Source organism: Superficieibacter electus (assembly GCF_002915575.1).
GTDB classification, from domain to species: domain Bacteria; phylum Pseudomonadota; class Gammaproteobacteria; order Enterobacterales; family Enterobacteriaceae; genus Superficieibacter; species Superficieibacter electus.
This window is the reverse complement of record NZ_PQGD01000026.1, coordinates 25,294-47,327: the sequence shown is the minus strand read 5'-3', so window position 1 is coordinate 47,327 and position 22,034 is coordinate 25,294. Positions and strand designations below refer to the sequence as shown.

25 protein-coding genes are annotated in these 22,034 nt (G+C 44.5%); 16 read left to right on the top strand and 9 right to left on the bottom strand.

The features are described from left to right. The first annotated feature begins 95 nt into the window (after window positions 1-95). From CHU32_RS23775 to CHU32_RS28675, 14 genes are all read left to right on the top strand, one after another. Window positions 96-617, top strand: coding sequence for a hypothetical protein (locus tag CHU32_RS23775; protein WP_001011130.1), 522 nt, complete (start codon window positions 96-98; stop codon window positions 615-617). A 78-nt stretch (window positions 618-695) separates the two neighbouring features. After that, window positions 696-1,574: a hypothetical protein gene (locus tag CHU32_RS23770; protein WP_000762003.1), complete on the top strand. Its 879-nt coding sequence runs from the start codon at window positions 696-698 to the stop codon at window positions 1,572-1,574. A gap of 69 nt (window positions 1,575-1,643) precedes the next feature. Next, a complete protein-coding gene (locus CHU32_RS23765; RefSeq protein ID WP_000691119.1) occupies window positions 1,644-2,579 on the top strand; it encodes a hypothetical protein in 936 nt (311 codons plus the stop codon). Between the two features lie 68 nt (window positions 2,580-2,647). Next, window positions 2,648-3,568: a hypothetical protein gene (locus CHU32_RS23760; RefSeq protein WP_000991697.1), complete on the top strand. Its 921-nt coding sequence runs from the start codon at window positions 2,648-2,650 to the stop codon at window positions 3,566-3,568. 66 nt (window positions 3,569-3,634) lie between these two features. Further along, window positions 3,635-4,573 carry a hypothetical protein gene (locus CHU32_RS23755; RefSeq protein ID WP_000472041.1) on the top strand — a complete coding sequence of 313 codons (939 nt, stop codon included), beginning with the start codon at window positions 3,635-3,637 and terminating at the stop codon, window positions 4,571-4,573. A 171-nt stretch (window positions 4,574-4,744) separates the two neighbouring features. Next, on the top strand, window positions 4,745-5,701 hold the full coding sequence (locus tag CHU32_RS23750; RefSeq protein ID WP_000149830.1) for a hypothetical protein: 957 nt from the start codon (window positions 4,745-4,747) through the stop codon (window positions 5,699-5,701). 263 nt (window positions 5,702-5,964) lie between these two features. Beyond that, entirely contained in the window at window positions 5,965-6,240 is a 276-nt protein-coding gene (locus tag CHU32_RS23745; RefSeq protein ID WP_001004200.1) for a hypothetical protein, read from the top strand. Window positions 6,241-6,284: 44 nt separating this feature from the next. After that, the gene (locus CHU32_RS23740) at window positions 6,285-6,875 is read left to right on the top strand and encodes a hypothetical protein (RefSeq protein WP_000578891.1); all 591 of its coding nucleotides are present in this window, start codon (window positions 6,285-6,287) and stop codon (window positions 6,873-6,875) included. A gap of 7 nt (window positions 6,876-6,882) precedes the next feature. Continuing rightward, window positions 6,883-7,140 (top strand): hypothetical protein, encoded by a 258-nt coding sequence (locus tag CHU32_RS23735; RefSeq protein ID WP_001371933.1) that lies wholly within the window; start codon window positions 6,883-6,885, stop codon window positions 7,138-7,140. Window positions 7,141-7,213: 73 nt separating this feature from the next. After that, entirely contained in the window at window positions 7,214-7,750 is a 537-nt protein-coding gene (locus tag CHU32_RS23730) for a hypothetical protein (RefSeq protein ID WP_000107167.1), read from the top strand. 16 nt (window positions 7,751-7,766) lie between these two features. Beyond that, complete coding sequence (locus tag CHU32_RS23725; protein WP_000549069.1) at window positions 7,767-8,213, top strand: hypothetical protein; 447 nt, start codon at window positions 7,767-7,769, stop codon at window positions 8,211-8,213. A gap of 90 nt (window positions 8,214-8,303) precedes the next feature. Continuing rightward, a complete protein-coding gene (locus tag CHU32_RS23720) occupies window positions 8,304-9,266 on the top strand; it encodes a DNA replication terminus site-binding protein (RefSeq protein ID WP_000119428.1) in 963 nt (320 codons plus the stop codon). Window positions 9,267-9,275: 9 nt separating this feature from the next. After that, complete coding sequence (locus CHU32_RS23715) at window positions 9,276-10,181, top strand: hypothetical protein (protein WP_001198595.1); 906 nt, start codon at window positions 9,276-9,278, stop codon at window positions 10,179-10,181. After that, entirely contained in the window at window positions 10,117-10,461 is a 345-nt protein-coding gene (locus CHU32_RS28675) for a hypothetical protein (RefSeq protein ID WP_001805195.1), read from the top strand. Before CHU32_RS23715 ends, CHU32_RS28675 begins: the two co-directional genes overlap by 65 nt. Before the next feature lie 21 nt (window positions 10,462-10,482). Here the strand turns inward: CHU32_RS28675 and CHU32_RS23705 are convergent, their stop codons facing one another. Then, a complete protein-coding gene (locus CHU32_RS23705) occupies window positions 10,483-11,658 on the bottom strand; it encodes a tyrosine-type recombinase/integrase (RefSeq protein WP_000795949.1) in 1,176 nt (391 codons plus the stop codon). A 169-nt stretch (window positions 11,659-11,827) separates the two neighbouring features. Between CHU32_RS23705 and CHU32_RS23700 the strand changes: the two genes are divergently transcribed. Both CHU32_RS23700 and CHU32_RS23695 read left to right on the top strand, forming a co-directional pair. Beyond that, window positions 11,828-12,040, top strand: a complete 213-nt coding sequence (locus CHU32_RS23700; RefSeq protein WP_001285422.1) for an Hha/YmoA family nucleoid-associated regulatory protein — start codon at window positions 11,828-11,830, stop codon at window positions 12,038-12,040. A gap of 360 nt (window positions 12,041-12,400) precedes the next feature. Then, window positions 12,401-13,483 carry a competence protein CoiA family protein gene (locus CHU32_RS23695; RefSeq protein WP_001232447.1) on the top strand — a complete coding sequence of 361 codons (1,083 nt, stop codon included), beginning with the start codon at window positions 12,401-12,403 and terminating at the stop codon, window positions 13,481-13,483. 165 nt (window positions 13,484-13,648) lie between these two features. Here the strand turns inward: CHU32_RS23695 and CHU32_RS23690 are convergent, their stop codons facing one another. The 8 genes from CHU32_RS23690 to CHU32_RS23655 form a co-directional block, all read right to left on the bottom strand. Further along, the gene (locus CHU32_RS23690) at window positions 13,649-15,148 is read right to left on the bottom strand and encodes a helix-hairpin-helix domain-containing protein (RefSeq protein ID WP_001284318.1); all 1,500 of its coding nucleotides are present in this window, start codon (window positions 15,146-15,148) and stop codon (window positions 13,649-13,651) included. 25 nt (window positions 15,149-15,173) lie between these two features. Beyond that, on the bottom strand, window positions 15,174-16,811 hold the full coding sequence (locus CHU32_RS23685; RefSeq protein WP_000081059.1) for a PP2C family serine/threonine-protein phosphatase: 1,638 nt from the start codon (window positions 16,809-16,811) through the stop codon (window positions 15,174-15,176). After that, on the bottom strand, window positions 16,811-17,851 hold the full coding sequence (locus tag CHU32_RS23680; RefSeq protein ID WP_001253656.1) for a TerY-C metal binding domain-containing protein: 1,041 nt from the start codon (window positions 17,849-17,851) through the stop codon (window positions 16,811-16,813). Before CHU32_RS23680 ends, CHU32_RS23685 begins: the two co-directional genes overlap by 1 nt. An 84-nt stretch (window positions 17,852-17,935) precedes the next feature. Then, window positions 17,936-18,574 carry a vWA domain-containing protein gene (locus CHU32_RS23675; protein WP_001253658.1) on the bottom strand — a complete coding sequence of 213 codons (639 nt, stop codon included), beginning with the start codon at window positions 18,572-18,574 and terminating at the stop codon, window positions 17,936-17,938. After that, on the bottom strand, window positions 18,574-19,215 hold the full coding sequence (locus CHU32_RS23670; protein WP_000116681.1) for a TerD family protein: 642 nt from the start codon (window positions 19,213-19,215) through the stop codon (window positions 18,574-18,576). Before CHU32_RS23670 ends, CHU32_RS23675 begins: the two co-directional genes overlap by 1 nt. Before the next feature lie 22 nt (window positions 19,216-19,237). Then, on the bottom strand, window positions 19,238-19,876 hold the full coding sequence (locus tag CHU32_RS23665) for a vWA domain-containing protein (RefSeq protein WP_001253657.1): 639 nt from the start codon (window positions 19,874-19,876) through the stop codon (window positions 19,238-19,240). Window positions 19,877-20,338: 462 nt separating this feature from the next. Continuing rightward, entirely contained in the window at window positions 20,339-20,806 is a 468-nt protein-coding gene (gene terW / locus CHU32_RS23660; protein ID WP_001176767.1) for a tellurium resistance protein TerW, read from the bottom strand. Between the two features lie 17 nt (window positions 20,807-20,823). After that, a complete protein-coding gene (locus CHU32_RS23655) occupies window positions 20,824-22,032 on the bottom strand; it encodes a DUF4236 domain-containing protein (protein ID WP_011152964.1) in 1,209 nt (402 codons plus the stop codon). Window positions 22,033-22,034: the final 2 nt, after the last annotated feature.

Below are 22,034 nucleotides of genomic sequence, written 5' to 3'. Positions count from 1 at the left end.
TTGTATGACATGGTTATTCCATAAACTATTAAAACCCATAACGGGAGTATTACCGTTATGGTGATGCTCGTCGTTTTACATCGGAGAGCATTTTAATGAATTTTCAAACTAACGAAGTTTTTAATAAATTTGCTGCTGTTATAAAATCGCGCATCGTCAATGAACCATCGTCATGCTATTTGCTGCATGATAATGAGATAGATATAACGATTTTGAAACATGGCATATTAGAAAATGACAGAAACCTGTTGTACGTAGTTCGTCCTTCAGGAACGTGTTTGTTGCGTTGTGACAAATATTTCTATCCGAAATATTATCTTCGTTGCCGTGGAGATTATAAGTCATTCATATATGTCCATCTTGATCTACATAGTGGTGAAGCTAAAGAAATCACATGGGAGCAAGCAGACGATATGCTGTCTAGTCCAGGAAAACCCCCATTAAAAGGAAATCTTGGACGATTTGAGTATATAAAAGTTGTGGTTGAGGACCTTCGTATTCGAGGTTACGCTGATTATCTTCCTGCGTATAATCTTGATGACCTTCGCCGTTTTGCCTTACAGGACGACCGCCCATCCCTTGTCAGATACATTGACAATGTAATGGCAACGGTCTGATTGGTTGCTAATTGATTTACATATTTTCCCTGATGGCCAACCTGCATCAGGGAGGCCTCAATAACGACTGGAGGCTGTATGAAGTTAGCTACGGACCTGGTAAAAGCTATTTTGATTAGAAATGGTGTTGAACCAGTAAATATAAGCGAATCATCTAAATTATCTTTGAAACAACCACTGACAGAACTTAAATTCAGTTTATATTTGCGAACTGAGCATTTATCTCACTTCCTACCCGGTTATGTTTATTCTATAAAAGAATGTCCACTGTCATATGACATCGGGATCGAAATTCAGAAAATCTTCGAAAGTTTACATTTGTTAAACGAAGAATTTGAATCCCTCGGTTTTGTTTCTGTATGGATAGAAATGCATCAAAGCATTTTTGAACAAAGTCGGTTTAAGAAAAGTAACTTTACTTTTCGGGAGGAAGAGGTCGAGCTTGCTAAAGGGCTTGTTTGTTCTCACAATTCACAAATAAGTAATGCGGCTTATTTCTGGCTTCAGCACTTTGAGGAGTTTATGATTTATGTTCGTAATAAGCTTATCGACCTCTTTCGAGAGGCCTATGACCTGATCCTTGGAATGCAGCAAGTATTTTTCATTCGGGAAAAGGAAGAGCTGTTGAAAACTATAAGTTATGGGGATGACCTGTATGAGGTGAAATTAATGGCGGCTGAGCTTTACTCTATCGAACAGAACTTAAAGTGTTCTGAATCGATAAGTACAAAATCTCAAGCTTCGGCATATATTAACCGCATCCGTGAGTTTGTGCGTTCGGGGTGGAGGCAGGGCTATATAGTCTGCCATCATAAGCGAAGTAATCAAATCTCATCATTGTCATTACCGATGTACTTGAAAGATACGTCAGGCCGAAGTGCTCGAAAGCGAGTAAAACGTCTTATATCTTCTACAGTTTGTGGTAGAAATAAAGATTTAGGTCTTACAGATTTTTAATTAAATTATACCCATGTGGGGATCACACCCCATATGGGAGTGATCCCTTTTTTATTGAGAGAGGATCACATGAAAATTATCGAAAAAATCATTAATGCCTTTTTGGTTGTTCAACATAAAAAAATACAGGTTAAAAACATTACATTTTTAGACAATGGGCAGGGCATGTTCTCTGGTATGTCTTTTGATGCTGATGTTTCACTGGAGTTTATGTATGAATCAGCAAAAGCATATAGTTCTTGTTTCTGTGATATTCCCTTTCCAGGTTTTGAAGATGCAAATCTGGAGGAAATTACGAAATTTCAATTAGATGCTTTGAAGCAAAGAAAGAATCATTCTTTCATTGTTAACCATTTGAGGTTTCCTATAGTTTTAAGGGAAGGGTGCAAAATCGAAAGAGGAGAAGTCTATTCAATTTCGAATTGCACTTATAATAAAGAAAGATTGCAGTATCTTTTTTCTCAGGATATTTACGGTAAGTTGTATAATTCCTTAGAGAAAGAATTAAGCTCGTTTTTCTCATTTATCAATGTTGAGGTGCACGAGTTGTTAAAAGATGCTGTATGCTTTGCATTAAAAATCCTGAATAAGATATCTTTGGATACACCTGAAAGACTTATTAAAGCTTTTAATTATCGTGACTGGTATTGTAGTTACGATGTTGAGCTTTTTAGGAAAGGCTTACCTGGTCATATTCTGGAAGAGCTCATTGCTCCAGATATCTTACTTTCAGACCTTAACGGTTGTAGAAAAATACTTAGAAATGCAAAACGATTTCTAAATGGACATACAAAAACCAATTGTGTTTATATTAAATATGAATGGTGGTTGGGGCCTGTGGATACCTCACACTCAGCTAAGTTGATGTCTGACAAAGAAATTAACAACCGAAGTGACTTGAAGAATTTTTCAAAGGTCTTTTTCAAAGAGTGTTTAAGTTCTGGTAAGTCGGAATATGAAAACCATCTTAGTGAAAAAGAACATGCGCTTCGCTACAATTATTAATTAAAATTATTTTCTCCCATAGGGATTTCTCCCTTTGGGAGAAATCCCTCTATTAAGAGGGTATTTAAATGAATGCGATACAAAAGTTAGTTGAATCTATTCTTGTTAAAATGGGTTTTGTTGGCGCTGTAGTGGAAAATATATATTTGGATTCAAAACCATTTCGGCATATTCGATTTGTGGCTGATATTCCAGTAATATCTTTTCTACCTCATTTGGTGAAATATCTTAAGGGCGCAGACCATCTTTACTGTGGTAACGATGATTTGCATCCTCTTTTCATTTATTTTTCCGAAGCGGCTACATTAAAAGCAGGCCCTGTAAATCTCGCGAACTTTCGTTTTGAAGTTTCTATAGCTTCAACTCATTTACGACTGGTCTCAGAGCAGCCTGATTTGCTTATCAAAGGATTTAACCGGGATAATCTAGAATACGTTTATTACCGCTCAGATTTGGCCTCTAAGGATCTTATACTAGGCCTTGTTGAACACGGTTCTCCTTTCATAAAACATCTACATGGACTTATACAAAAGCGAATTTTAAACGAGTTCTCTCTGATTTTTTCTGTTCTTGAAAAGATTTTAGAAAGCGCGAAGCCACAAATTCTTGCTTGCTTCCATAGTGTTGATTATGAAATGAACGTAAAAATAATAGCCGAAGCTATACCTGAAACTGTATCTAATCAGATAGTCACATCTGATTATATAGTTAATTCTATATCAGATGCGGACAAGTTTATAAATCATGTTCGTCGCTATTTAGCAGGCAGGGTAATGAAGAGGCGGATATACGCTGAATTAGATGTTTGTGAAGAAACATCAAATATTTCACTAGTGAACTTAGGATGCTTTACGTCTCCTCTGCTCGTTACGGAATATCAAATGTTTAAGCCACACTCTTCAGGGTTATATCGAAAAGCTATAAACAACTCCTTAAAACAGTTCAAACCAGAAATGCATGTACCTTCTGAAGAACTCTTTTATAATTAATCTAACCCATCCGGGAACTTGCTTCCCGGTGGGAAGCACTTCCTTTTTAGTCATGAGGTAGTGTAAATGTTTAAAGAATCTGACCACGTGGAATTTGTTAGTGCCTTTCTTTATCAAAATTTAGGCCTTAATGTTCCCGCTGACGATATAACCGTTCAATTATCTGATACTTCGTTCGACAAAGTAACCTTTGATTACGATGTAGATATCGATAATTTAAATTGTATGTTGGATCTCTACATATCTGAACTAATAAAGCACAACGCATCTTACTCCGATTCTATTCTTTTGAAACAAAAAATAATTTATTTTCTTGGAGTATTTAAGAATTTCGGATTTTTTACGTTTGATATTCGCGGATATAGTAATACTTTAAGCCCAGTTAAAGTTATTGATATTGTTTCAATGATTATTAATGACTGTGAAGAGTTATCTAAAGCTAATTCTTCTACTGATGCTATAAGAAATCTTTATCTCGATAAAATGAAGGTGGATGGGAAAGTGTTAGTTGCGAAATTTGCACTTAAACAGTTTTTTCATTCCGACTTTGGTGACTTTATCTCATTTGTCGAGAAAAGAATTACAGATTGTCTTAATGAAACTTTAAGGATTATCAAAGCTGTTGAACATGGCTTTGTACGTGTTGGGCAGCATAAGATTAATCGCCGTATTAATGATGACTTAAAGTTATGCATTGATTTCAATACTGATGATTATCCGGCAAATATGCCAGATATATATATTAAGTTTAACGATACATTTGATGGGAACGGGGCGTTATATTGTGACAATGATGCCCTCATATCCCTCTATACCGATGTTGCTTCAATTATCAATGTGCCGGTGATGATGGAAGTAAGATTGATCAATAAAAGAGGGCGTGTTGTCTGTGATTCTTCGCATTCAACTTACGTATCTCTCGAAAGTAATGACCGATACAGAGTAACTGATCGCACATTACTAATAACTGAAGCTTTTGACGATTTTCGTAACGCGTCTCAATGATCCTTTTGCTTCAGTCCAAAAAAGTAACTTTGGTTGGCTGAAGACACTTGTCTATGACAATGTAAAATCTGTCGCTGGCATCTTCTTTTAGCTTAACCAAACTTTTATCTAACCCAGTGGGGAAGTCGCTTCCCTTCTGGGGCACTTCCTCTCAAATTTGAGGTAGTGTATATGACACATTCATCTGATGATAAAAACTATGTCCGAGCAGTTCTGAGCTATCTTGGCATAGATTTTGATGAGGCGGATATAGTATTAAGTGTTTGCCATTGTCAAAGTGACGAGCTTTCTTTTACCTGTAATATCAAAGCTATTGAACTCAAGAATGCTGTTGATTTATATGTCGATAGTATCTCTGAGAATGAAATAGAAGCTTTAAACAGAGAATCTTTAAAATCTCGACTCTGTTACTTTCTTGAGGTGTTTGACGCAGTCTCTGGTCAGTACCTTGAGATTTCAGGAAAACACTTTGCAACTAGCCGTTTTGAATATGATGATGTTTGTAGTGAAGTTCTTAGCATGTCTAATGATGTTTCTCAGTCGAAAGGTTATGACCGGGATGAATATAACAGACTGATGCAGGTTGATGGTCAGGTTATGATTGCCCGTTTTGCTTTGCAACAGTTCTGGGATACTCATTTTATTGGACTAATAACATTTGTATCTGAGTCTATAACATCGAGCCTCTATAAAGCTTATGAAACTTTTAGTGATATAAGTTTGGCTTGCTATAAACTGAGTGAATATTCTTATTCACGCTCTATCAACAGTGAATTGACCCTTAATATTTCACTTAAAGAAAATGACTTCTGTGAGGACCTATCTGATTGCTATATGGAAGATGAGGCTTTACCTTCTGGTAGGGTAATTTCTCGACGCAACAATGACTCCATAATAAGTATTTATGAGAGCTATGCTGCGGCTTCTTATATTCCGATGATTGCATCTTTGGAAGTCGTTGATGAATACGGCGAAGTGGTTACTGACCTCTGCCATACCGTTTATGTTTCAGAGTTAACCGGTGGGCGGATTAAAATCCACGACCGTAATGACTTAGTATCTGAAGTTTTCGATAACCTAAGAAATTTAAATCTTGCAGTTGGAGATTCAGTTTCACAAGCTGCTTGATTCTTTCCCTGATTTTGATTTTTTCTCACATACTCTTATGGCACGGTTTCCGTGCCTTTTTTTTGCCTCGCTTACAAGCGTCTACTCCTCTTCTACCTATCCCACCTTACATCACCACTTAAAATCTATCTTTCTAATTCCATTATCCTTTTCGTAGCCTCTAATGCTCTGGTATGAACATACTCTTTAAACTCAAAAAAGTGCTATTAACGAAAAAAAATCCCTAAAGAGATTTGTATACTGTTCTCAACCAAGGAGAGCTCATGAATGAACTAAAATCCAAAAACGAGAACAGTACCAAAAGCAACTTTCCCCCGGTTGATAATCAGTTTTGCTTTTACCATGTTGATTTCAGCATAGAACGACTACTTTCAACGGCCGAGGATCTCCAGTTTGAGTACATCTTCCAGAAACCTGGAAGTGAAGTAAGAAAGGATTTGGTTGAGCGATTCGAACGTGGAGAGCGCTTTGTTACAGCTTCACACTGTGACAATTTCTGTGAAATCCTTGGTTGTCAAGGCCATCAGGAAAATGCATAAACCCATAAACCTACATTTCCACTTTTAAGGATGTTCACTAAAGAATGATTGGAGAAAGTATTTTTGACTGGGTAATTTACGGAATATCCATTTTGATATTTGCCTCAGCACTAATTGAAGGAAAGACAACTCGCTACCCAGCACTTTTTTTCTATGGGAGTTTAATTTTAATGTTAATCCTGATAGTTGCTGGAGGCCTTAACTGGTGGTTCTACAGGTCAAAATATGGCGCAGTAATCGTTATCTTCACAGTGGTCTCTTTACTGATGACTCGATTCCGCCTGGTCATATATAAATTAAGATTAAGAAAGTTAGTTTCAGAAATCAGATTTCGTATAAAAACGGGTTTTCGTATAATTCTTGTTTTGTCGGATAATGAGGATGAGCGTAATGTTCTGCTGTCTATGCTTAGCAACGTATTGCCAGAGCAAACGCTTATTCACACGCGTGATGCTCTCGGACCTCATTCAGAGCCTATCCTAAAAGCTCTTGAGCTACATCATCAACAGGGAACAGGTTACATACTCGTCTGTGAACAACAAATCTCAGCGCGTACGTGGTTGAGTATCGTAGAAAATGGGAAACCTGATACATCTATAGCTGTTAATTTTCATTCGATCCCAGAAATGGAGTGATTTTTCAATGAGTAGAACCGTTTCACAAAGTGTCACAGAAGATTGTCTTTTTGATACCCGCACACAAGTCAGATTACAACTAAGTCGAAGCGTTCATAAAACGCTGGCATCTGCTAAAGAAATTTTACAGGGAAGGGGGGTTGATTCGGTCTCTATTGAAGATCTTGTGCGAGCCTGTCTTGAAGAGAACCAGCCAATTGATCTAGCCTCACTTTACCTTGAAAATCTCTTAAAACAGAAAGGTACCAGCATTTGCGATTTTTAGTGTTTTCAAACCTATTAGATAAAATGCCGGTTGTGTTTATATAACATCAATAATTTCATGCAACAGGTAAAACATGAGTACTCAAAAGCAACTTTCCAGAACTACCGGCACTGAACGTATGTTTAAGGAAGAGCTGGCGTTATCCTTAATTTGTTGGGTTTTCACCAGTCCTTTTACCAACTGGACCGATAAAGTCTTCAGTGGTATTGAAGTTCCGTCTGAAGGACCGTCATCATTACGGGGTGAGACAGAAAAATTCTTTCGTTTTGTCGTTAATGAAGAAGGCTACGACGCAGGAAGGGCTGCTATTGGTCTTGACCTATGTTGTTTTTCACTTCCGTTGTGTTTGTTCCCGGACGCTGCCCTGTCTGAGGAAGAGGTTATGAGTAAGTTAACCGGAGAAGTTATCCATGGAATTCTTCTTTCCTTACCTGAGTTTATTGATATGCCAGAAGTGCTCGCTTACCAGGTCAGGGATGAAATTCTTGCTTTTAACACTCGCTGTGGAGACGGGATCTTTCATGGTTGGAACACGGCTTCAGAATTGTGGAAGTTTGAAATCTTTCCCCGCACCACCATCATGATGCAGCATACTTCGGCAATACATTAAAATTAGGCGGGGCAGAATGCATAAAAAACTTTTTCTTCTCGAATGGAAACCCTGTCAGAGCCGCGTATGGGCCGGTTGGATGGCCCTGTGGTTGACTATCAGTTTTCTGATGTTATCTGCCTTGCTTATGACAGATCATCTCCTGAACAAAGTCATCCTGCCGCCAACATGGTTGTTGATCTGGTTTTCGCCAATGCTGGGGTTTTTGATAAAAGTTCGCGTCGTCGAAACTCAACATTTCCTGGAGCATGACCTCTGTGTTGCAGGTTTCTCTTTTTACCGCTGGAAGAGGTTAGTTTCTCCCGGGCTTTGGTCAGTTGACTGTATAAATGGTCGTTTTCGCCTCAATCGGATCACCCAGGTGGGTAAGACTATCCACTATCCATGGCGTCTCCATTATCATCCTTTGTTCATGAGCCCTATCGAACATAAATCGCATGCTGTGAAAGCTGTTTCAAAATGACTTCTTTAGAGGTTTACATGACATTTATGTTCTGCAAGGTCAGCCTGGGCAGCAAAATTGATTGGAAATAACATGAGCCTGGAGAAACGTATGAGTTATGACGATTTGCCCTATTTTCGTGACCAGATTCTGGAACGCATCGACTCGCTCAAGTGTTTTCTTTCGAACACCCCCCCGATGATGGCAAACCTGATGACTGTCTCCACCGTATCTAGAACAGAAGAGCGCTTGAAGCAGGTTAAACCCATCAGGGTTAGTATTAAAGACGATGCTTCGGTTGAGGAAATTATTCAGGCACTTACTGACATCTGTGTGGATGACATAGAGTCATTAAGTCATGATTCCACCAAAGTAACCACTAAATACCCGGGTCTAATCATTGTCCCCGAAAGAGCAGATCTTCTCGAAAGCTTGATCACTTCTATAAACGAAGCAAAAAATGATTTTGCTGCGGCAATGAGGCGTATCGATAATAAAAAGAATGTCCGTTTTGATAAAGTGCACAAGAAGCTCCCGGGCCTTGTCGCTATGCACTCAACAAGAAATATCCTTTTCATCAAGTCCCAGCTTAAAAAAGTTACTTTTTCATGGCGGCTAAACCGAAACCAGGAAGTTAAAACAGCAGAGCAACTTGTGAGTTTGTTGGAGCGCAGGAGAGCCTCAGAAGTAAAAAATGTAGCAACTACCAATTTGAATGTCGTGTCTAATATCGATAAGGCTTTACACCGTCTTGAATTTCACCCACTGAAGCAGGGCGAATCTTATCGCCTTTGTCGAACTAACTCTTTCCCTGTTCCGATTGCTCACATTTTTGCATTTAGGCCTGAAGGGCAGGAACGAAACGGGAATAAATATGCTGAGACTGATTATTCAGTAGTAAAAGCATCCTTGCCCATTTTCGCAGCAGGCAACATACCTCAATTAAAAACGCTCTCTGACTGGGCTCCTGAAAACAGCCAGGGTCCGTCCAACCAACGGAAGCTGAGCCTGAAATATACAGAACTCGTGCCGGGGGCTGAGCTGGGCATTTTCATTGTCAGCCCCGAAAATTAAGGAACAACAATGCAATGGATTTCCACAGCCAGCCAGAAAATCGATGAGCGTCTCTATCGTGTCTGCGTCTGGGTAAAAAAATATCACGCTGATGCGATTAACCGCGTTGTGCTAACCGTTGATCTAAGTAAAGCCCGACATGACCCTGACGAGGACCAGGTAAGAGCAGAGCTGCTGTGCGGCCATTATTTTTTGCTTCGTAAGGAAAACGCTTCGAACTCTGCGCCTGACGATCAAAAGTTTGCTTTCCTGCCTGACGGGCGCAATCTGTGTTGGCAGACCGCAACCCCGGTGCTTCAGCATCTCCTACTCAATAAAAACGTTCCTGAGTCGCTGAGGTTGCTTACGGACTACATACATATGCGTCTGGCCAGGCTGACAATGGTACCTATGTCCGGAACCATCATGAACGAGGCTCTGCTGGACAGCATCAGCTGGGTTAAGGTGGATTTGACCTACTTCTGGCAGTACGAACAGCTCAGCTCTCATCTGGGACCCATCCAGATAACCCACAAGGCACTTGTACGCTTCGGGCACCTGGCAAAGAATGATGAAAACTCCAGTGCCATAAGAATTCTGCGTCAGCGTCTGTCTTCAGAATTCTTACAAGAATTTCAGATGGCTGAGGATGAGCTAAAGCGCAAACAGTCGTTGATGGGCACCATGGACGTGAAAATGCTGTTTCATGCTCATTACCCCAGCCAGAAGATGCTGGTGGCTCGATATAAAAATGGTTGGGTAATGGTGGATTGTTTTCTGTTTCACCATACCAAACCTAAGAAAAAAGCAAAAAACAAAACTACTGTGGCTAAGCCTCAACTTAAACAGACTAAAAGAGAAGGGAGTGAAAATGGAACTGGGCATTATGGTGTGCATCGTGTTGTTACTCTCAGTGGCGGCGGCGTGGATCAGTAATAAGACAGTTGATTTGCTCGAAAGATTCTATTTCAAGCGTCCGCTGAGCATGGAGTACGCGGCATGGCTACGTGTAATGTGTGCAGGCTTGTTATTAGTTTTTATTCAGGTTGCTCCCCAATTTACACTCCTGTATACCCTTAAACTTGTCACGCTTATTAATCTTGGAATCCAGACAATGAAATTAAATGGCGTGTACAAATATAAAAGGACGGGAATTTTGCCTCCGGGAGGGGCACTCTCTAATCTCACCAGACTTAACCCGTTCAAGAAAAAATAAAGTTATGCGCCCGTGAGGGCGCTATTCATCAAAGGCATTTCGCATAAGCTTGATCATGGCTTTTTTACCAGCTTCAATATTGCGAATGTAGCGCATAACCATTTCTTCATTCGACCAGTTCCCCATTTCCATAATCTGTGGTAGCGAGTAACCTTCAATATCCAGCTGTATCGCACCGCCTACACGAACGCTGTGCCCTGTCCAGTAACGGGTTTTAGTCTCATTTGGATAAAGCTCATTCCACATTTCTTTAAATGCCCGTAAAAGGGAATTTTTGCTGAGCATACCGGCATCGTCCACAGTGTCTTCCTCATCTTCATCGTTCAGAAGACTTTGTTTAGCACGGTAGGGCAGGTTATGCCGTTTAAGAAGCTCAGATAGCTCATTCCCTTTACTCCGAAGCTTCCAGCCGGGTGGCATATAGCCTGTATCATGGAAATTTACGGCCTGGAAAAGGTATTCATCCGGATGACTGTGCTGATCCATTTTCACAAGGTTCATCAATCTCAAGAGGCAGTTAGTTAACTGACGTGTCAGCCGGTAGGTAAGAAGTGTACTGATGTTCGTTTTTGTACGGTATACCGTCAGGTTAAATTCACCGGTCATACTATCCAGAGACAGATCTTTCAGACGTATACGGCGAATTTCGGATGAACGGAGCAGTGTTTCAAAGCCTGTCCAGATCAGGCACAGGTCACGAAGCTTACGAACTGAGTTTGTAGTACTGCGTAACTTTATCAGAGCCTTGAGATCGCCAATAAGAAAGGGAGTTGCCTGTTTAGTCGTCTTTCGCTTCCGGGCTTCCGATTGTTTTAAGGCTTCCAGCATGTACCATGCTTCAGACGTAATAATCCCGGGCAGGTTAAGCCCTTTTTTATGGATACTGTTTAAGGCCTGAAGACAGCTGTTTATGCTGCTTCGTGACAATTTGCCTTCAAGATGCCCCATAAACGCCAGCAGAGCTTCCTCAGACACGGGGAGCGAACTTACTGGCCAGTCTGTATGCAACCGGGCATTCGCCTGATACCATTCGTTCCATACTCGTAGCCAGTGCAGATAGGTTTTAGCTGTGTTGTATCTCAGATGGGAAAAGTAACGGATCAAGCGTGAAAGCTGTTTATCATGGTTGCCGAACGTTTCCAGCTGCTGATGCAATTCGCTTTCCGAAAACTGTCTGATCACTGATTGATTCTTCATCCTGCTCACCGGGATACACTGGTTTTATTTACAGTCATTTTAGCACTCATGTACCTGGTTATGAACAGGGTGGAAACAACGAAAAAGGTTGTGAAATCGTTAGGCTTAAGTGAAAAATGATATTAAGATTATCCCTGGCCAGTTGAGGCCTGTCTAAAGAAGGTTGATTATGTCTGACACAAAGCAGTCTTATTTAATGAAATTCCGTAAGTGTAGTTCGTTCGAAACGCTCGAAAAAGTATTTGAAAGGTTATGTGAAAAAAACTCGGGTGTCGCCTCTCTTGAAATTTCTGGTGCTTATGATCATCGTAAAGCTGAACTGACAATGAAAAAGTTATATGACAAAGTTCCTGCGAGTGTGTGGACCTTTGTTCGCGAGTAATTATTGATATTGGCACAACAAAAAGACTGTGTCTGGATTTGAAAATAGTTTATGCCCCTTTCGGGGCTAAAGGCACTGTAATAGCCTGTCTTTTTAACTTTCTTATTAAGTTCGGAGAAAGACTTTAATCATAAGCCAAGCCCACTGCTAAATACATCCGATATTCTCCTTAATTTTAGAAGTTGTGATAAAAGTTACTTTACCTAAACTTCTCTCTCCATATTTGTAAGGCTCTCATTTGATTCTTGTCAAACATTAATCTGGAAAACTAAAAAATCATTTCTTTTAATTCGTTTTACAGAAATCCTCCTCCGTTATTTCGGATATAGTTTGAATAATTATCAAAAACGGGGTGCAGCCATGCGTAAGAGTTACACATTTGGTATTCCATTTGGACTCCAGAGAGAATCAGGACTCTTTTTAGATATTACAGAGGTCAGCCGGGGTATCGACTGTAACTGCATCTGCCCCGCTTGCAAAACTGATCTGTTAGCAAAGCAGGGGGAGGTCAAGCTTTGGCATTTCTCACACAGTACTGCTGTAGCCGGTGACTGTGATGGTCTGATGGAAGCCATCCGGGGAAAAATTATTGAAGTCATCAACGAGCACCAGGTTCTTGGTTTCCCAAATCTTCTCGCTGGCGACGATGGTGGGCCGGTTTCACTGAATGAGGTTATTGGAAGCGGCAGTATGTTCGGAGGCACAGCTGATCTGTTCGTAAAGGTTAATGATTTATGTGTGGCCGTCTTTCTGGACAGGGATCGTAGCATTTCTGCGAAGTTAACCTTTGACCACCTTCATCCTTCCGAAAGAGTTGCCGCATTGCGTATCGATCTTCCAGATATTGAATATGAAATCAGTCAGGTGCAGCTCGGGCGACGTAAAACAACATACAGTGAGTGCATTGAAAGCCTGATCATTGATGAGACCAGTTCCCGGGAATGGCTATATCATCCATTAATGCATGAACTTGAATCTGAACCTCTTCAGGAGTATCGGGGACGGGAGCCTTCAGAGGAAGGGCCTCTTCTTCAGCGCCTTGCTGACTGTAAGATGAAATTGCCTGATATCCTTCCGGGCAGTCATAACGCGTTAGTCAGGTTACAGCAGGATACGATTGTATGTCTGTGTAGGTTAACGGTTCGGGCTTATGACATCGCTCAGACCGATGAATTTCCTTTGTTCCTTCGCTATTTCAGGTTGCACTGCCTGGAAAACAGCGAACATGTCAGTTACGAAAGACTGATCTGCTGGCAGGAAATGATTTCAAAAACCCAGGAAGGCCAGTCCTTGACACAAAACGAACTTGAATATCTTCATGAGATTGTCCGCATCGCCTTATACAATCACCGGCTTAACAATGTCAGTATTTCAGATGTTAAAAACCATGACACAGGAAAGGAGAGCGGCAGGGTAGAGCCACAAAACTATTCACTCTTATAAATAAATTGGGCTTTGCGCATTAAACCCTTGCCGCAGGAGGTGTACCGCATATCCGGCACAGACAGTCAGTTTTTCTGGCAGCTTAAATTTGACACAGCTTAATATAGTGATTCATTAAACAGGTTCAGTATGCTGCCAGAACGTTTTAGTCGTTATGGGCGTCCGTTAGTTTTCTACTAACTGAACGACGACCAGCCTGCCGCCTTCCTCCTTTGACAGAACAAACTGAGCGTTATTCGTCAGTTCAATTTTTTCCCCAATGGCAATCTGTCGTTTATCCGGTAATGACATAAGCCCATTTATGCCTTCATTTACTAACCACCACTGATCGTTATGGAAAACAAAATACCCAACTCGTTTCCTTTGCAAATCGGTTGTACGCTCATTTGGCGCAATGAGGCGATTCACATGCCACGCATAGATTGACTGCCCGCTCCACACCATCAACCGGTGGTCGTCAGGACGATAACTGCCTTCCTTTCGGGAAGAATATAAATTTAGAACCGGTAATTTACCCTTGTATGGCGTACCGCAGTAGGGACAAACCGGCTTTGTCTTACCCGAGAAAACGTACCATTTCTGTTCACACGCCTTGTTCTGGCAGGGCTGTATCAGATCGACTGTTTTAACCAGGGCGCTTTCCCACTCATCGGCGGTCGGGCGTTTAGTGGCATCGTGTAAGCCATCTATAAAGGCGCGCTCAAACAAAGGTGTCAGATAAGGGCCCATGATGGTGTAAGGAATTTTCTCCGGGTCAGCCCAGGGCAGTGAAAAGGACGATAGCTGACTGACTTTGACTGCATTGCTTTTGTCTGTCGGATGTTCAATGAAGAGTGCCTTCTCACCCATAGATAAGGTCTCATCACGTACTTCATCCGACATGTCATGTATTTTTCCGCCACGTAGCGGATGACGGAAGAACAGATACATGTAGATAAGCACCGACAGCGCATGACGGTCAGTAGTAATGCTTGGCAATACGCGGTTCGGATCCTCTTTGGAAAGATGACTGGTTTTCACCACTTCCGGAGCGATAAAATCCGGGGTGCCCACCACGTCGGGAGGATACTTTCCAGGGACAACCAGGCCGTCTACGTCAATGATGCAGGCATGTCCCATTTCTGGATCGATAAGCACGTTTTTATAGCTTAGATCGCTGTGACAGAGACCTGCCGCATGCATCCTTCTGACGGCTCTTGTCAGCAGCAGACAGACCTTGAGATAGGTAAGCGTATTGCCTCGTTCACGTGGGTCGAGAAATTTGTTCTGGTTGCTGGCGCTGGCAAACCATTTGCCTTCCTTTTCACGACCTTTTATGCCAAGAAAATCATCGTTTTTAGAGCCGTATTTAAAGAAAAAGTAGCTTTTGTAGGTTGGAACCACGATGCCGATTTTATGCCCATGCTCAACAACATGGGTCGGCCAGCAAAACAGGTCCTTCCAGTATTCACCTCCGGACTGGCCAAAAATGTTTTGCCTGTAGCGTCCGGTGATCATATCAATCCGATCCCGGGCCTGCTCGTTCTGCGGTTTATGATAAAAAGCGACGACGTATGATTTATCAGGCGAAAAGTAAACATCCTTCATCGAGCCCGAACCAATTACCTCGTCAACATACTGGACTGTTTCGCCGTCCTTTGTTTTGCACGTAACGATATTTGCCATATTGATCACCGAAAAAGCGTATCCCTTACCACAACACCGCAATAGTGCGGTCATCATGGTTCCCTGTGGAGAAAAAGTTAAGCCAGTCGCCTAACCTCTCAGGCGCAATACTGGCGTCTGTAAGGACAGGGTTGAGCTCATCAACGAGACGGGTCCATTTTTCGTCACTGCGAAGCCCATTATCCGTCTCAAACAGAGGGTCTGAGACGCCGTCTGTCATGAGGATCAAGTGAGATACATCATTCCATTTACCCACGCTGATGCGGCCGCTAAACGAGGGGTCTGCGATAATGCTCTGGTCAAGGAAACGGGTTTGTCCTGCGTATTCTCCGCTATCGGGATTTCCCAGTATCCTGACTTTACCGGAAGGGCTGTATGCACCTATCGCACCATCACCAAGCCAGAATGCAGCCGCAAACAGCTCGTTATCAGTTCGTAGCGCTACAGTTGCCAGAAGGGTTGTTGAATAGGATTTCACAGGTTGTTCTGCACAAATGGCTTCGTTCTGGATACTGTTGACCGCGAGCGTAGCTGCCTGTTTAAAATGATGAAGCATGGCGTTTATTGTTGCCTGCTGATCGCTCCCTTCCCACGCCGTGATGTGCTGCTTTAAATGGACGCCTTTCACACCACTGAGCTGATTTAAAAGGTAATCGCCAGCCGTTTTGACTGCAATCCGGGAGCCTTCCCGGGAATTTACCGCACTACCGGCTCCGTCTGCGACCAGCATGACAGACCATCCTGTTTCCTGGCAGTGGTTGATGTAGAAGTCGTCATCTCTGAAGCTTCCGGCATGCTCATGAGAGCGTCCCCGGCGACTGGCGGCAGCAATACGTATATCACCCCTGACCAGGCCAGCAGCGTCCAGATGGGACTTAGGGTAGGGAGCGTCTGCTGGTGGCTCTACCACCTTCCACAGGCTTCTCGGATCGGGATTGATTATAAATAGCTGTTTTGTTTCACATTCGTCGTGCGACGTGCATGACCAGATTACTGAAAGCTCTATATCGCCGCTTTCGGTGGGAGTACCTGTCAGCAACTCCTGTTCTTTGTCAAAAGACAGGCCAATGTTCCGGGGAAAGACAACGTCCCTGACAGTAGCCTGCTGGCCCTCACCCAGAACGATAGCAACCGGCGAAGAGAAACGTTCGCCTGCGCGGGCGTTGGGGATCGTTATTTTAGCTCTCGGGGGAACGGCAGGTGGCACAGCTAAGCTGGCCCGCTGCTGGCCTGTCGGTATCTGCCCGGGTTTTAATACCAGGGAAGACAGGTTTTCGTCTTCCCTCTGTGCTGGTTTATCAAATTCGTAATAAGGCATCAGCTTCCAGAACGGAGGATGAGGCTCATTTTCTGGCAGGGGTTGCAGTGCTGATGTATCGGTAGCGTCAATGCCCGGGTTATCAGCAACACTTACGACCGTTTGTTGCTGATCGGAAAGACTGGATGCTGACGAGGCGGCAATCTCTGCGTCGTTATCACCTTCGCTAACCCGCGCAGATAAACCCTGTGCAAGGCTCTCAATCCGCTCTTTAAGCCGCATAATTTCTTCGGTAAGGGATGGGTCCTGCGATAGAAGTAAAAGCCGCTCACCTTCAACAGGGTGGCCCAGCTCAGACAGAACTAAGCGGATAATCTTCTCTTCAAGTAAAGCATTTTGCGACATCAACCTCTCCCTCTGTTTACGTCGAAGTTAGTGTTTCCGCCATCATTGCTGAATGACAGGCCTGTTTCACACCACGGGCAGATCACGTCATCCGGGCCGTCAATACACAGCAACTTTCCGCATGAGCACAGGGCAAACGCACTGGCATTACCGCAGTGGGGGCAACCCGGTACGCCATGCAGTTCGCTGGTATTTACCTGCAAACCGGTAGCGGTGGCATCTGACCACGCAAAATAGTCCTCATCGATGGGATAGCATCCGGCAATATTAAAGCTGTTCAGGTTCAGACTGAAATCGAGCCCGGAAACCCTTGCTGGTGGCCGTTCATACTTCATCAGGTACGGACGACGGGTCTTGCTGCAACGGCCGGTAAGCGTAACGCAGTTTTCGTCGTACGCTTTTACTGGCTCGTCCTTGGCCAGCCGGACTATGTATTCAGTCTGGCTGAGCTCAGGTTGTTTGTCGTCCCCGACGCTGCGGCTGTGCGCCGTAACCGAGGCCGTGATCCATTTGATGAAGCGGGTAAAGTCCCCTTCCTGAGATTCGGTGAACAGCATGACATTCTCTGTCAGTTGCCGCAGGATATTCAGGTCCGCTGACGGCCCCAGGCCAACGGCAATGAGATTCACTTTACTCGCGTAGTGATCCTTCCAGCGCTTCACTTCTGCGGTTGTGTCGTCAGTCGGACGTCCGTCGGTAAGGAGATACACGACGGGTTTCCAGTCGCCTTTAGCCTCATGAGTGGTTTTTCTGACCTGGGTATCAATTTGCACGGTCAGCTCACGCAATGCAGCTCCAAGGCTCGTACCGCCGCCAACGGGAAGGCGGGGAGGGTAGAACGAGGCAATTTCGTGAAGAGGTACAATCGTACGGGCTACACCGGCAAATGCGATTACCGAGACCCAGGCTGTTTCAAGTGCGTGTGGATCCTTTCTTAAATCTCCGACGATCATTTGCAGACCATCAGTCATTTTTTTCAGGTTTTCACCAATCATGGACTCTGAACAGTCCAGGACAAAAAACACGGGAAGGCGTCTCATAATTTTCCTCGTACGGCTGGTACGGCCAGCAGAAAACGTTGCTGTACAGAAAGGTGCTGCCCGGAAACAGCACCTTTCTGTCTGTCAGAGCACCAGCTGGATTTCTGGTGGAGGAGGGGGAAGGGTATCAGTTCCGTTATTAATCCCCGCGCTTGTGCTGCCGGAAGACACGCTGGCCGATACCCATTTAAAGAAACCTGCAAACGCGGTTGAATCTAGCGTCTCCAGAGACACAACCTTATCGGTGAGCTGTTTTAAGTGCTCATGGCCTGCTTTAGGACCAACGGCGCAGGCAATGATGGATCCGAATCCCCGGCCGCGAATCGCTTTTACCGCTTCACCGTACGCCAGGGCATCAGAAGGGGTTCCATCAGTCATCAGGAATACCAGAGGACGCCAGTCTCCTTTGGTATCACCATCTGAGCGACGTACATCCCGTTCAACACACTGCATCAGACATTCAAGGGCAGCACCGGTGAACGTCCCGCCTGCGCTTGGCACAACGATGTCAGAAAACTGGAAGTCTTCCAGCGGCGTGAGAGGAATGAACTCACGCGCCTCATTGTCATAGGTGATAATGGAGATATGAACGCTTTCGAGGGCGTAGGGATCCTGGCGAAGAGCGCTAAGCATCGCCTGAATTCCAACGTTAACGGAATGGATTGACTCACCGCGCATCGAGCCGGATGTGTCGATAACAAGGTAAACAGGCAGGCGGCGCATCACATGTAATTCCTCAGGTGCGAGACAAACGAATCTGATTCTGAAGGCTCACCAATTGCCCTGAGTTTCCAGCCTGTAGCCTCGCGTATCAGCTCGGCAAAGACCATGGAGCGCTGGCTGGCGAAGGCGGGTCCGCCAGAAAGATCGAATCGTGCCATTTCAATATTACGGGCATCTACTGCCCGGATGAAGGCATTCTGAACTTTACCAAAGTGCTGCTGGAGCTTTTCACCATTGTAGATCTGAACGATGAACACAATTTTCTCGTACTGAGCGTCAAGGGAATTCAGGCGCACAATAATTTGCTCATCGTCACCGTCACCGGCTCCGGTTCGGTTATCGCCCGTCAGCCAGATATTGCCTGACTTATGGCGAAGGCTGTTGAAAAAGATGATATCGCCATTCACAAGCGTTGGTTTACCATTTTCCACATTGCCGAGATCGGTCACCTTTCCGGCTGAATTACACAGGAAAGCGATCACATCAAGGTCGTATTCTTCTTCTTTTTTACCAAAGATCCCGCCGAGAAAACCTTTCTTTTCCTCATTAATATCCCAACCGAGGCCGATAGTAACGGACGAGAGATCGTATTCATTTTTTTTCAGGCTTACGCCCTGGCCTTTGCTCAGACTGACAGACATGATATCCCCTTAATCAATAAAATTATAAGACCACATTTACTTCTGGCGGCGGCGGTGGCAGGTCTTCAAGACCGATCACTTCTTTTTTGCTGGACTCCACTTTCTGACTGCCTACCGAAATGCTCGCACTGACCCATTTAAAGAAAGCTTTAATCGTCGAACTGTCAGCTGTATCGAGCTGAACCACGATTTCAGTGATTTCTTTGAGGACGCTGGTATCGGCATCATGCCCGGCTGCACATGCCACAACAACGCCGGTTCTGGCCGCTTTAAAGTCATTCAGGCCTTTACGCCAGTCATCATTCGGACTTCCATCCGTCATCAGGAATACAAGGGGACGCCAGTCACCTTTAGTGTCAGCCGTCGTTTTCTGTACTTCTTTGGCAATGGAGCTGGCCGTGAGGGAAAGCGCTTCGCCAAGAGACGTGGTGCCGCTGGCTGTTAGTGCTGGCATCTGGAAACTCAGGAGGTCTGTCAGGGGGACTGCCTGTCGGGCTGAAGAATCAAAGGTGATCACTGACACGTGAGCCGTTTCGAGTGCATACGGATCCTGTTTCAGCGTGGTAAGCAGCGTCTGAACGCCATTTTTAACCGCTTCGATAGGCTCTCCGTGCATAGAGCCGGACGTGTCGAGTAGCAGATATACGGGTAAGCGTCTCAAATGTAATTCCTTCTTAAGAGATCGGAAGAGGAGAGTAGTTTCAGGAAGAGGCCAGGGTTTGTTGATTTGATAAAACGGCACGACATCTGTCGGGTGGAGATTAAATACTCAGAAGCGGCATTAAAGAAATAAGTTAACCACCATAGAATTACCGACATGTGAATGGCCTCTTATCAACAGAAAAATAATTCAGACCGGACTGGAATATAAGATTTCTGAAAAAACTCGGACAAATAAACTGTCTTATGTATGAAATTCATCATACATCACAGATCTGCATGAATGGAGTGTAAAACGCCCAAAGATTGATGTGTAGCACAAGAGGATGTCAAGACACCAGGTTTTGTAGTCAGTAAGGCGCTGCTGGCATTGCGGGAGGAGAATAGATCAAAACTACGTCACGCCAATACAGAGGTAAAATATGACAAAACCGGGGTTTTCACCCCGGTCTGAGATTTAGCGTCAGGACTTTTTAGCGCTGTATTCTTTTATCAGTTCGTCAACGGAGTGCAGAGCCAGCTTCTCTACCGCTTCACTTCGGGTCGAGCCACTCAGCGCAGCCAGACGGTCAATTTTTCTTAAGATCCGCATGCGTAGCGATAAGGACACGGCTGTTTTTTTATCCTTATCGAGTACGACCTTCCCTGTAGACTCACCGGTTTTCAGTTCAGCATTCTGTGCGAGCGCTTCATTCATCCGGCGAAGGGTCTTTTTATCCAGCTGGCCCGGATTAACGAGATGGTAGGAATGACCTGCCTTGCTGTATTTGATCTCCGCAGAATATGACTCGCGTAGCTCTTTGAGGGCCCGGGTTAATGTCGGCTCTGAGCATTCCAGACTGGTTATAATGTCGGCAGCGGAAACGGGCTTGCCGGTGCCCAGTAAGTTGGCAAGCTTAAAAATCCGGGCCTGTCTGGTATTTAATTGCATCGTAAGATTTAGCCTGCTTAAAGGGTTAGTGGTTCAATAGGCTGAAAAATGAAGGTACTGCTCATCTTTCGAATAACCGGGTGATCGCCTAACGCTTCAACCGGATCAATGTGTTCTATGCCTGCAAAATTTACTGACGACATCTGGCTGCGAGTGCATTTGCAGGACAGGATATACTCATCCTCCAGATAGCCGGTCCGCTTACTGACCCGTTGCGTAAAGCCTGACACAATCACGTTGTCGAAAGGTAGCGTATGTAAAACGATACCGACCAGGCGGAACAAGCAGCCATGGACGTGGCGGGCATAGTTTTCGCGTACGGCTTTTTGCGTCATGGCTTTTTCCGTCAGCTCCGTGCCCCGGGCATTAACGCCGTAAATCTTATCAGGGAAATCTTCAATCTCAGCTAAATCAACGTCCAGCAGGACTGCTGATAGCTCCGGCTTTACTTCAAATGCAACAATCGTTTCACGCGGCCATTCAGTTTCTGCCAGCACACCCGCCAGGTATGATTCGAAAAACGCGGCGTCTGTCCGGAACTGCTGCCGGGCATCTGCCTGAGCCGTGGCGAGCCGTTTTTCATGTTCTTCTGCTTCAAACTTCCAGTTTGCATACTGTTCGGCCCAGGCCGTCCGTTGTTGCTGGTACCGGTGCTGTCGAAGGGTATTCTCACGCTCCACATCAATCAGCTCCTGCTGCCACCGGCGAAGATTTTCGGCGTGGCGCTCAGCTTTAGCTGATTCCGATTCAAACCATTTACCCAGAAAACTAATGCCTTCGCTCTCGGCAGGCTTTTCCGGCAATGCAAGGTAGTCTGGCTTTTCTGGACGCACCGGTGCCGGAACCTGAAAAGGCGACGTTCTGTTATGCAGGTATACTGCTTCCAGCTCTGCCCAGCTGATGCCTGTTTTTGGATCCGGCGTCAGCTCGTGAATATTACGGATTGCGGTTACCGCTGACATGAGTTCAGCGGCTTCCTGCTCAAGCGCCTGTCTGAGCCCCGGGTCGGTTGCCGTCCGGTTTCCACCTCCGGAACGCGCGGCCCGGTCAAGCCGGGTACGGTAACTCAGCCCGGTACCGGGCAAGCCCAGATTGGCATAGGTCCCCCGGCTACCAAAAGAAACGGAAGCACCTCTCGGCCCGACACTCAGGCTCGGTGCACCGTTACTCAGGTTGAGGCGAACGCCAGGAATAATGTTGATCGACTTTCTGAACCTGAACCCCATTA